This is a genomic window from Xenorhabdus ishibashii (assembly GCF_002632755.1).
Lineage (GTDB): Bacteria > Pseudomonadota > Gammaproteobacteria > Enterobacterales > Enterobacteriaceae > Xenorhabdus > Xenorhabdus ishibashii.
Genome location: NZ_NJAK01000001.1, coordinates 1,254,855 through 1,266,873, shown reverse-complemented (window position 1 = coordinate 1,266,873; position 12,019 = coordinate 1,254,855). Strand labels below are relative to the sequence as shown.

At 43.3% G+C, this 12,019-nt stretch carries 7 protein-coding genes, 3 pseudogenes and 1 riboswitch; of the genes and pseudogenes, 4 read left to right on the top strand and 6 right to left on the bottom strand.

The window, feature by feature from the left end; genetic code table 11:
* Positions 1–148: 148 nt before the first annotated feature.
* Together thiQ (Xish_RS18905) and Xish_RS05935 are read right to left on the bottom strand one after the other, a co-directional pair.
* Positions 149–253, bottom strand: a pseudogene (gene thiQ / locus Xish_RS18905) (thiamine ABC transporter ATP-binding protein); the annotation flags it as partial.
* 73 nt (positions 254–326) lie between these two features.
* Positions 327–488 (bottom strand): annotated as a pseudogene (locus tag Xish_RS05935) (IS1 family transposase); the annotation flags it as partial.
* 347 nt (positions 489–835) lie between these two features.
* On the opposite strand from Xish_RS05935, the pseudogene Xish_RS19340 reads away from it, so the two are divergent.
* Positions 836–943: pseudogene (locus Xish_RS19340) on the top strand (IS982 family transposase); the annotation flags it as partial.
* A gap of 2 nt (positions 944–945) precedes the next feature.
* Here Xish_RS19340 and Xish_RS05925 read toward each other — a convergent pair.
* The 4 genes from Xish_RS05925 to thiB all read right to left on the bottom strand — a co-directional run bounded on the left by Xish_RS05925 (position 946) and on the right by thiB (position 8,570).
* Entirely contained in the window at positions 946–4,824 is a 3,879-nt protein-coding gene (locus Xish_RS05925) for an inverse autotransporter beta domain-containing protein (protein ID WP_167383225.1), read from the bottom strand.
* A gap of 464 nt (positions 4,825–5,288) precedes the next feature.
* A complete protein-coding gene (thiQ, locus tag Xish_RS05920) occupies positions 5,289–5,984 on the bottom strand; it encodes a thiamine ABC transporter ATP-binding protein ThiQ (protein ID WP_099117115.1) in 696 nt (231 codons plus the stop codon).
* Positions 5,977–7,581, bottom strand: coding sequence for a thiamine/thiamine pyrophosphate ABC transporter permease ThiP (gene thiP / locus Xish_RS05915; protein WP_099117114.1), 1,605 nt, complete (start codon positions 7,579–7,581; stop codon positions 5,977–5,979). Before thiP ends, thiQ (Xish_RS05920) begins: the two co-directional genes overlap by 8 nt.
* Positions 7,557–8,570, bottom strand: coding sequence for a thiamine ABC transporter substrate binding subunit (gene thiB, locus Xish_RS05910; protein ID WP_099118688.1), 1,014 nt, complete (start codon positions 8,568–8,570; stop codon positions 7,557–7,559). The genes thiP and thiB overlap by 25 nt, the downstream gene beginning before the upstream one ends.
* 133 nt (positions 8,571–8,703) lie before the next feature.
* Positions 8,704–8,808, bottom strand: a riboswitch (TPP riboswitch).
* 122 nt (positions 8,809–8,930) lie between these two features.
* On the opposite strand from thiB, the gene rppH reads away from it, so the two are divergent.
* The 3 genes from rppH (at position 8,931) to Xish_RS19335 (ending at position 11,905) form a co-directional block, all read left to right on the top strand.
* Positions 8,931–9,461: an RNA pyrophosphohydrolase gene (gene rppH, locus Xish_RS05905; protein WP_099117113.1), complete on the top strand. Its 531-nt coding sequence runs from the start codon at positions 8,931–8,933 to the stop codon at positions 9,459–9,461.
* A 9-nt stretch (positions 9,462–9,470) separates the two neighbouring features.
* Positions 9,471–11,717 (top strand): phosphoenolpyruvate--protein phosphotransferase, encoded by a 2,247-nt coding sequence (ptsP, locus tag Xish_RS05900; protein ID WP_099117112.1) that lies wholly within the window; start codon positions 9,471–9,473, stop codon positions 11,715–11,717.
* 98 nt (positions 11,718–11,815) lie between these two features.
* Positions 11,816–11,905 carry a type II toxin-antitoxin system TacA family antitoxin gene (locus Xish_RS19335; protein WP_425274990.1) on the top strand — a complete coding sequence of 30 codons (90 nt, stop codon included), beginning with the start codon at positions 11,816–11,818 and terminating at the stop codon, positions 11,903–11,905.
* The last annotated feature ends 114 nt before the right edge of the window (positions 11,906–12,019 follow it).

Genomic DNA, 12,019 nt, shown 5'->3' with positions numbered 1-12,019 from the left:
ATTCAGACATAAATGAAAAGAAAATTTTACTGGATGCGGAATATCCCCAGAAGATGATCCCAGCCACAAGCGTTGGGATCTTTCCTTTATTTATAAGAGGCGTTCAGCATTTTTCGGAGGAGAATAGTTGTTAATTTACCCACCAACATCAACCTATCCCCAAAACCACCGCCTCAGCCGCCTCGCCACTCACCAACTTCTCCGTCGCCCCATCATAATAAATTTTGCCATCCACAATCAGCAAAGAACGTGGGTTATGTATTAAATAGTTAGATTGAATATCAAAAATATATCAAAAATAGTACTCACGCCAATGAAAGTCCCTATCATTTTTTAGAGTGGCCTATCGTTTTGCGATTCAGTCTTTTGATTCGAGTACGATGAGTTAAATTCGTTCTCTCTATGCGTTGGGTGAACGTCTTTCCCGTCAGATGCCCCTCTTCGGGAAGAAGGTCATAAACCCCATAATCATCCGTACAATAAAATCGGGGATAAAAGGGGGGATAAAAGGGCAAGCATTTACATGACCTTTTAACGATTGTGGCGACAGGTGTGGTTAGTGAGGCTTTATTTGATCAGCAATTTGTCGCTTTAAACCTTAAAGAACAATTACCATTTGCGACTTTTAGACTTGTTCAACGAAGAGATACAAAGCTCACTCCCGCAGGAGAACATTTAGCGCGGCTTTTTCGAAGGTATTGTTGTGATTGATTAGAGCCTGTACTCCCCTGTTTACGATTTTGTGTTATCGCCATTTTATGTGAAACGTGAACGTTTAGTTTAAGATAAGCGGTTGTTAAAGGTGGCGATTTGTAACAGAAAGTGAAAAAGACCCGGCTTTTTACTGGACACTGTGTCGGGGTTAATTGCCTACACATGCCAACCTAAAAAGCCGAGTCTACATTTACGTGATGATAAAATAGCTATCCTTAAGCAAAGTTAAAGTTACGGACTAACAATCCACGCATTGACATCATCATGCTCATCACAGTGTATTACTTGATCTTGAGCTTCTCTCACAGAATCACCTATGCCAAAACATGCAAGAATATGAAGGCTTTCACCTGATGATATAGCCTTAGACTGCGTATCCGTTACGTTAATCTCCAACCCCTCAGCATGATTACCGTCTTTTGTCATCTTAACCTCAAATCTTGTGCTGTCGATAGGTTTGTATGTTTCAAGATTGCCCTTGGCGTCTTTTGCCGCCCCTATTAACCACGCCTTAAAAGGAATATTATAATTTTCTTTAAAAGGATGACCTAGAGTATCCAGCAACTTCACACTAAATTGTGCCTCCGTATTACTTTGATTGTGTGTATGGTTGTAACCTGTAACCCCTGGCAATTCGAACGTCATAGACGTAGGCTGACTGTCTCCTATGTCATCCACTGAAACCGTTACGGTAACGATTTGAGGCTTAATACTGGCCAATGTTGTGGTAGCTTTACCATCATTATTGGTTGTACTACTTGTTGGCGCAATGACTGCCGCGCTCAGGTCACCACCCTGATTAACTGATATATTCCACTTAACTGTCTTGTTAGCAAAGCCCCTACCTTGACCATCCCTAACGATGACTTGCAGATTAGTATATCCATATACTACTAAAGGGATACTTGGGGTCATTGTGACTATCGATATCGATCCTGGTTTGAACTCTATCAGAGAACCCGTTAATGAGACAGGACTTTGTGTCCCAATCGTAAGTGAAACATCGATAGAACCATTTAAATCATCAGTAGATCCTAACGTATTAACACTAGTTAAGATTGCACTTAAGTTTCCGTCTTTATCCACTGTATTATCTGGGGTTAGTTTTACTGCAGATTCATCGATACCTGATATTTTTTCTATCTTCCAGACTGCATCATGAACGACTGTACCCGATTTAATGGGGTTGCCCTTAGCATCCTGGGCAGACACCGTAAATTGATACTGTTGGGAACCATCGGGCGATGCAGATGTTAATGTATTCATTGTCATGGTAGGCGGTATTATCCCCGATATGCCGAACTCTACCGGAGTATCTGTTGATTGGACAGGACCCTGTGTCCCAACCTTAAGTGAAACCACCACATCCCCAGTGAATGCCTGAGTACTACTTAAGATTACCTTTAAATTTCCTTTGCTATCCGTTTTATTCTCTGGGGTTAGTGTTAGGCCAGATTTAGCGGCGTCTGTTGGTTTATCTATCTGCCAGAGTGCATCCTTAATGACTGTACCCGCTTTAACGGGGCTGCCATTAGCATCCAGGATAGTCGCCATAAATTGATACTGCTGGTAACCATTGGCCGATAGAGACGTTAATTCCTCGGATTTAATGCCATTCTTACTAATACTATGCGCAATAAAGGCAACGTTAGTTTTTGCGGAAGCAGCAGTTTTGCCATGAACGGAAAGTGAAACCACCACATCCCCAGTGAACTCCTGAGTACTACTTAAGATTGCCTTTAAGTTTCCTTTGCCATCCGTTTTAGTCTCTGAGGTTAGTGTTATGCCATATTTAGCGGCATCTGATGGTTCATCTATCTTCCAGTGTGCATCATTAATGACGGTATCCGCGTCAACTGGTTTGCCACTAATATCCAGGATAGTCGCCATAAATTGATACTGCTGGTAACCATCGGCCGTTAGAGACGTTAATTTCTCGGGTTTAATGCCATCCTTACTAATACTATAATCTTGGGTATCCTTAACAAAGGTCACTTTGTTTTGTGCAGGGACAGCCGCTTTGCCCTGAATGGAAAGCGAAACTACCACATCTTTCATTTCCTCTTTACTACTCAGTTTTGCCGTTAGTTCCCCATCCGGCGTCGTGGTATCCCCGCTGGTCGTAAACGTGATATTAGGCGCAGTGGTGCTCATATCCTTACCATTTTGCTTAATGCTCCAATTCACATTGTTGATTTTCTGGTTTCCGATCGGCTTGTTATTACCATCTAACACCACTGCCTTGTAGGTATAAGTCTGAGAACCATTGGCTATCAGTGACGGTGTTGCCGGTGAAACCTCAATTTTCTCAAAGTGGAATCCATCTATGTTTATATCAAAGCCGACCTCTCCCACTAATTGTGGAGCCTGGCTATCCATTTTCAGGTACACTTTGACATTTTTATGTGGCTCTTTACTCACTAAGATAGGTTTGTGTTTGAAATGCCCGTTTTCATCAATCGCGGCAGAATCAGAAGTTCCCAAACCAAGCAATTCTAACCCAGTATCTGGGCCGACTTTAGGATCGGTTATCCACTGAACATGATTAATGGTGGCATTTTTTATCGGTGCGCCATCGGCCGTATCAAAAGTAATCACAGGGTCAAACGTATATCCGTCCTTAGCCTCCCCCGTCGCAAGCAATGGCCCTGCAGGAGTAAAGTTAGCTTCTTCCAGCTTTTTCAGCATAAAGGGCTTAACAATGACACGCATTTCAGCAGGCGCTGATTTTTGGCCATTTTCCCACTCAGCAAAAGCAGAAATGGGGTAACTGTTATTTTGGTTATCGCCAGGTAAATAGGTTGGCAGGGTGACTTTGATTGTGTTGCCGAACTGAGAAGAGAGTTTCCCTCCGTTCTTTTCAAAGTCTGGTTTGGTTTCCCAACGAATCTGCTTAGCCGGAGAATCAGAAGAGAATTTGACTGTAACATCCTGCTGATTCCCACTATACCCGATGACAGTATCCGGCAGCGACAATTGAGCGGCTGGCTTTGCCTGATGATCAAGCACGATATGATTATTTCTTTCTACCAAATCATATCGGCTGCCTGCTAATTGCCTTGCCAGCGCCACGTTTTCTGACGATAATTGCGCACTCAGAGGAACACCCAGTTTATAGCTTAAATTAGCCAAAAACTGTGCTTCGCTGTGCCCACCTGCCGCTTGTTTATAATCCACACCCAGAGTAAATAGCGGAACTGGGGTGTAAGACAGCCCCATTATAGCCAGGTTAGGATCTTTCTGTTTGGTGTCACGATCGAATAAAGTCACTTGATCGCCAAAATACTGTTCATAAGACAGTTTGACACCCAGATTAGGGTAAGCGGGTAAGAAGAACTCCCCTCTAATGTCATAACCGTTGGCCGTGCGTTCATGGTAACCGGCAAAATCCCGTGAATTTTTCCAGTCACTTACACGATAATAAGTATTAGCGGATACTTTAACGTAATCTCTCCAGAGTTCCCCGCCCAGACCAAGACGCTGATTTTTGCCCGTCAGGTCATAGTCATAAAAGGTATTCAGGCCATACATCCAGTCTTCATAAAAATAACGGCCACCCAACCCCAGGTTCATGGTATTCCGGCTATCTTTGTTGCGATAACCCAGTTGAGAGAAAAATAACCAATCCGCTTTATTGTCATAAAGTGGTAGTAAAAGATCGAGGGAACTGTTTTTTAGTTTTCCCTCGTTATCTATGGCAAAATTAATTCTGGCAGTACCAAACTGTGACAACCATTTTTGTGCCTCAGACGTTACCAGACCGTTAACTTGCCCTAACGCATAGGATTTGGCTTGTTCTGCCAATTCTGAAGGCGAAGATGACAGGAAATTACCAGCCAATTGAAGGTTTTTAGCAATCACATTTTGTACATCAGCATCTGAGGTGTAATTGTTTTCTTTTACGCCATTGTTTATATGGGTATCAGAATTCCAATATTTTTTATCTGATATGTTAACTTGCACACCGATATTATTGTTCTCATCTGCTTTTCTCGTATGTCTTTCAGTTGTACGATCCCCCTCTGCAAAGGAATTCGTTATCGTATAGGGTACTAATAACGTGTAAAGGAAAAAGAGTAAAAATATGACTTTTCCAATATATGATAACATATTCAAACACCTCATATTAGATGATCCGGAACTAGTCCTATTATGATGCTAGCTATATATTTTATTTTTGCGTTATTAAAAGCGGTTATCATGTGATAACTATTTTTAATAACACGAAATTTTAAAGTGCTGATATTACTATCTAAAGACTTATTCAGGCCGGAGTAAAAATAAATCCATTTAGATTAATGAGGTTTATGCAGCATAAAATATATAGGCAGATTCAATATCCAACGCATTAACAATAACGCAAAAGAGATACCTTATGAGACTGGAGCCATATTAGTTGATATATTAGTTGATATATTGTTTTTATATTCAGACATAAATGAAAAGAAAATTTTACTGGATGCGGAATATCCCCAGAAGATGATCCCAGCCACAAGCGTTGGGATCTTTCCTTTATTTATAAGAGGCGTTCAGCATTTTTCGGAGGAGAATAGTTGTTAATTTACCCACCAACATCAACCTATCCCCAAAACCACCGCCTCAGCCGCCTCGCCACTCACCAACTTCTCCGTCGCCCCATCATAATAAATTTTGCCATCCACAATCAGCAAAGAACGTGGAGCAATTTTAGCTGCATCATCAAGATTATGGGACACCATGAGTAAAGTCATTTGCTGTTCAGTACATATTTGATCCAGTAATTCCAGCATTTCATTGCGTAACGCCGGATCAAGTGCCGAAAAGGGTTCATCCAGCAATAAAATCGGTTGGTGGCGGACTAAACAACGTGCCAATGCTGCTCGCTGGCGTTGTCCGCCTGAAAGTTGAGCGGGCAGGCGTGATAAACATTCTCCCAGTGATACTTGCGAGGCAATCTGTTGCAATGTTTTTTTTTGCTCAGCATTTAGCCGTAATCCCGGATGTAATCCCAAACCAATATTTTGCTCAATGGTTAAGTGGGAAAACAGGTTATTTTCCTGAAACAACATCGAAACCGGCCGCCTGGAAGGTGAAGTCTGCGTATGATTTTCGCCATCCAGCCAGATAGTACCGTGCTCTGGAAACTGAAATCCCGCGATTAAACTTAGCAATGTGCTTTTACCCGCCCCGCTTGGGCCGAGGATTGCAATGCGTTCCCCAGCTTCTACGCTTACATTAAAATGCATGGCAAAGTGTTCATAAGTATAAATGACATTTTCAAGTTTAATCATGGCGTCGGCTCGGTAAGCGTTCAATCACAGTGAATAAAACAAAACACAGCAGGAGCAACAAAAATGCGGTCACGGCGCCATCCTGATTGCGATATGCCCCAATTTGTTGGGAAAGGTAATAAGGCAAAGTGCGGAAATCTTCATTGCCAAATAACGCGATCACACCAAAATCGCCAATGGATAATACACAGGCGAAAGCTAATGCTTGTGCCAATGGAATTTTTAATGCCTTAAGCTCGATCCAGTACAGGCGGTGAATTCCCTGAATATTGAGGGAGCGGCATAGGGAATTGTAACGCTCAGCCAGATCGCGCATTGGGTTTTCCAATACTTTTAATGCGTAAGGGATCGCCATCAATGCATTGGTCAAGATAACCAGCCCGTAAGGTGATTGAGGTATGCCAATAGTGGTGTTTAACAGGAGAAAAAAACCAGTGGCAAGGACGATCCCCGGCATGGCAAGGATCAACAATCCGCTGGTTTCCATTGCTTGTCCCCATCGAGAAAAATGGCGTAAGCGTAATTCTCGGCTGCTCCATAGCAACATCATGGTGAGAATAACACACAGTAATCCTGCACCCAGCGCAATAATGATGGAGGTTGTAAGGGCTTGCCATAAAGCTGTTTGGCTTAAAACATTAAAAATGTCACGGTTCAGGCCATCGATGATGACTGCCAATAAAGGGGGAATTAATAGCAGTAATGCGATGCCAATCAGTAAGCCATCAGATAATTTTTGCAGCCATGGATCCTGTGGATTACGCCATTGTTTTTGATGCCCATAACCCACGGAAAGTGCGCCTTTAAGTTTTTGGCTAAGGAGCACCAAACCGAGACAGCAAAAAAGTTGTATCAAGGCAAGCAGGGCGGCATGACCAAGATCGTAGTCGTAGCTGAGAGCCTGATAAATGGCAAGTTCAATAGTCGTTGCGGCGGGCCCCCCACCAAGAGCAAGAACGGTAGCGAAACTGGCAAAGCACAGCATAAAAATCAGTGCTCCTGTCGGTAAAATTTGGCGGCGCAGATAAGGCCACTCAATAAAACGAAAATGCTGCCATTCGCTCATACCTAGCTGGGCAGCAAGTTGGCGCTGCTCAATGGCAATACTTTCCAGAGATTGCAGTAATAACCGTGTAGCCATTGGCATATTAAAGAAAATGTGTGCCAGCAAAATCCCTTGTAGACCATAAGGTGTAAAACGATATTCAACACCCATCCATTGGAAAATATTAGCCAGCCAGCCGGTCTGACCATAAACGGTGAGAATACCAAACAGGGCAACCAAAACAGGAAGAATCAATGTCATGGCGCATAAGCGCAGAAATAGTGTCTTGCCGGGAAAGTGGCGCCGGAAAAGTGCCCGTGCCAGAAAAATGGCGGGTGTTACCGATAAAACGGCAGATAGAAATGCCTGCCAGAAGGTGAATCGAATGACATGCCAGAGATAACTGTCATTCAATAGTTCCTGCCAATGGCTTTCAGGCGCATTGAACCACAGCGCCCCGAATGCTGACAGGGCAACCATAATTAACAGGCCGGAGGCAATAACCCCCGGCAATAACCAACCCGCGATTAACGGCTTACAGCGCTTTGCCATGTACGTATCCATTTTGTACGGTGTTTTGCCACATCATCTGCGTTGAATTGCAGCGATTTCTCAGGAATGGGAAGTTGTTTGAAAACGTCGTGCAAAGTGATATCAATGACAGGATACATCCATTGGGTTGTTGGAATGACTTGCTGAAATGCCGGAGAAAGCATGAAGTTCATAAACTTCTGTGCCAGTTCTGGCTGTTTACTTGAGGTCACTTGAGCGGCCACTTCAATCTGCAAGTAGTGTCCTTCCTTGAAGATAGCGGCGGCGTAGTTATCTTTTTTCTCCGCCATAATGTGATAGCCCGGTGATGTGGTATAGCTCAGCACCATATCACCTTCACCTTTCAGAAACAGGCCATAGGCTTCACTCCAACCTTTAGTGACGGTGAGTGTCTTTTTGGCAACTTTCTGCCACTCCTGAGCGGCTTTGTCGCCATAGAGTTCCTGCATCCAGAGCAGTAGCCCCAAGCCCGGCGTGCTGGTGCGTGGGTCTTGGTAAATAATCTTCCAATTCTGGTGGTTATTGATTAATTCATCCATACTTTTGGGGGGATGAGGCAGGGTATTTTTGTTGTAAATAAAGGCAAAATAACCGTAATCGTAAGGAATAAACGTCGTGTTGTGCCAAGTGATGGGTAATTTCAGTTTTGAGGTATCGACGTGACTTGGTGTGAATAACCCTGTTTGCTGAGCGGCTTGAATCAGGTTGTTATCTAAGCCCAGTATAATATCTGCTGGTGTTTTTTTACCTTCTATCCTTAAACGGTTCAGTAAGGATACGCCATCTTCCAACGCAACAAGTTTCAGTTCACAGCCACATTCCGCTTCAAAGGCTTTTTTGATGGCAGGCCCTGGCCCCCATTCAGACGCAAATGAATCATAAGTATAAACTGTCAGGGTAGGCTTTGCCTGACCTGTTTGAGCAAAGACACTGGCAGAAATAGATAGCATACTGATAGCAATAAAGCTGGAAAATAATTTCGTAAACACTTTGCTCTCCTATAGTTTCATATATCAATAATTAAAAATATTGATAATTATGTACATTAATTATTAATGTTTATTATTAGCAGATAGCAAAGGATCTGAGAAGATGCTAAATGAAAATGACATCGGTTATATCAATGATTAGCGTCTCAAATCCCTACGGCGGTACTAACCGGTTCAGGTTCGACGGGTCTGTTCTCAGCAGGACTGTTTTGCGACAGCCGCACCCCGTTGAGATGGCGGTATTGTAGAGACTTCGGTTACGTCTGCAAAGTCTAATCATAGAGGTTTAGGTTTACCGCTTGAGATGAGTGTGAAACAATTAGCTATCTTTTTAAATTTGTTATATCGAGAGGTAGTCTGGTGATCGATGATGATGGCTACCGCCCGAATGTAGGAATTGTAATTTGTAATCGCCAAGGGCAAGTTTTGTGGGCCCGCCGTTATGGGCAGCATTCCTGGCAGTTTCCTCAGGGGGGTATCAATCCAGGGGAATCACCAGAGCAAGCGATGTATCGCGAGTTGTTCGAAGAAGTTGGTTTAAGTCGCAAAGATGTACGGGTTCTCGCCTCAACCCGAAGTTGGTTGCGTTACAAATTACCCAAGCGTTTGGTGCGTTGGGATACAAAGCCTGTTTGTATCGGGCAGAAGCAACGTTGGTTTTTATTGCAGTTATTGTGTAATGAAGCGGATATTAATGTGCAGCGCAGTAAGATACCGGAGTTTGATGGTTGGCGTTGGGTTAGTTATTGGTATCCTGTCCGGCAGGTAGTTTCTTTTAAACGGGATGTATATCGCCGCGTGATGAAAGAGTTCTCTTCTATTGTGATGTCAACGCCGGAGCCTGCTTCATTATTGCATTCTCCTTATTTACATCGTCGTAGAAAAAGTTAGGTAATTGCTATGCTCATGCGCTTACGGGAAATTGTCGAAAAGGTTGCGATGGCAGCTAATTTATCTGAAGCGCTTGAGTTATTGGTCAATGAAACGTGTCTGGCAATGAACACGGATGTCTGCTCTATTTATTTGGCAGATCATCAACGGCAATGTTATTACCTGATGGCAACCAAAGGGTTGAGAAAACCCAAAGGGCAAGCAATTAGTCTCTCCTTTAATGAAGGCGTTGTCGGGCAAGTTGGGCGTTTATCCGAATTAATTAATCTCGCTGATGTCCGTGACCATCCCAGTTTTAAATATATTCCTCAGGTAAGAGAAGAAAGCCTGCGGGCTTTTTTAGGTGTACCGATTATTTATAGTCGCCAATTGCAGGGAATATTAGTTGTCCAGCAATATGAGCGACGGTTATTTAATGAAAGTGAAGAATCTTTCATGGTGACATTGGCGATGCAGCTTGCTGCTGTTCTTTCCCAGGTGCAAACAAAAGGATTATTCAGCCGGTATCGTCAGACCCGTATTAAGGCACTTACCATTTCTAATGGCATTGTTATGGCACAGGGATGGCAAGATCGTTCCCAGCCTTTGTTGGAACAAGTGACTGAAACATTGACGCTGGATTATCAGGCTGAGCGCTCCAGGCTGACTTTGGCTCTTGAAGAAGCAACCGCTGAATGCCGTCGTATCAGCAAGCGCTTTACTGCCAGTTCACAGAAAGAAAGCGCCGCCATTTTTGATCTCTATTCCCATCTATTAAATGATCCTCAACTCAAGCGAGATCTGTTTTATTCCGTCGATAACGGTTTTGTGGCGGAATGGGCGGTTAAAACTGTGATTGAAAAATATGCTGAACAGTTTGCCGGCTTGCAAGATCTCTATATGCGCGAGCGGGCATCGGATCTGCGGGCACTCGGTCAGCGGGTACTGTTTCATCTGAATGGCTCCTTCACGGGCACAAGGCAGTGGCCGGAGCGCTTTATACTGGTTGCTGATGAACTCAGTGCCAATTTGTTAGCTGAGTTGCCACCAGATAAATTGGTTGGTGTGATTGTGCGAGATGGCGCAACTCACTCCCATTCTGCAATATTGGTTCGTGCAATGGGTATTCCTGCCATCATGGGGGCGGATATCCAGCCTGAGTTGTTACATAACCGGACACTCATTCTTGATGGTTATCATGGGGAAATTTTTATTGAACCAGAACCTCTGGTTGCTCATGAATACCAGCAACTCATTGAAGAAGAACAGGTTATCAGCAAGTTGGCTGAATATGAACAGCAAAAGCAAGCACGGCTAAAAAGTGGAGAACGGGTTTTGATACAGCTTAACGCTGGCTTGAGTCTGAAACATGAACGGCAGATAGAAGACAATATTGACGGCATTGGGCTGTATCGCACAGAAATCCCGTTTATGCTGCATAGCGGTTTCCCATCAGAAGATGAGCAGAAAAATCGTTACCAAGAGATACTGGAACTTTTTCCTGATAAGCCAGTAGTATTGAGAACACTGGATATTGGTGCTGATAAACAGCTTCCCTATATGCCCATCAATGAAGAAAACCCTTGTCTGGGATGGCGGGGAATTCGCATCACGCTGGATCAACCAGAAATATTTTTGATTCAACTTCGGGCGATGCTAAAAGCTAATGCACAGACTGGCAATTTAAAACTACTCTTGCCGATGGTGACCAGTATTGAAGAAATTGATGAAGCCCGAAAACTGATTAAGAGAGCAAAAATTGAAGTAGAACAAACCCTAGCCGATACAATCGCAATGCCGCAGATTGGTATGATGCTTGAAGTACCTTCTACCCTTTTTTTGCTGCCCCAGTTAAAGAAACGGATTGATTTTGTTTCTATTGGTACAAATGATTTAACCCAGTATTTGCTTGCAGTGGATCGCAATAATATACACGTCGCTTCGCTATATGATCATTTACATCCTGCGGTGATTAGGGCTTTGAAACGCGTTTTTGATGAATGCCTGCGTCTTGATCTCCCTGTTAGTATATGCGGAGAAATGGCTGGTTTACCAATGGGAACACTCATATTGCTTGGCTTAGGTTACCGTAGCCTGAGCATGAGTGGCCGCAGCATTCCTCGTACTAAGTATTTATTACGACACCTGGATGCTAAAGAACTTGAGCATCTTATTGAATTGATTTTGCAAGCTGAAACCAGCCATGAGGTAAAAACACTTTCAGCCGAATTTATGGAATCGCATGGCTTGGGAGGTTTGATTCGAGGGGGTATTTAGATGATTCTTAACGAATTTGTAGTCCACAATGTATTACCAGTAGAGAACGAAATATCATCAACGATAACAAGCGACTGGAACTAACCGAGAGAGACAGTTTGCATGTATTGAACCTTTTGGATAATCCTCCGACACCTAACGATAAGTTAATGGCTGCGGCATTTGCCTTACCAAAGAGGTTATCGTGACGTTACCGCTTTGGCTCGAAGAACCTATCAGTAAGCATCATAATCGTGTTTACCTTCCTCCAATATGGATTGAATAACTTTTTAATAAGTAATACTCACTAATATAATGAATTT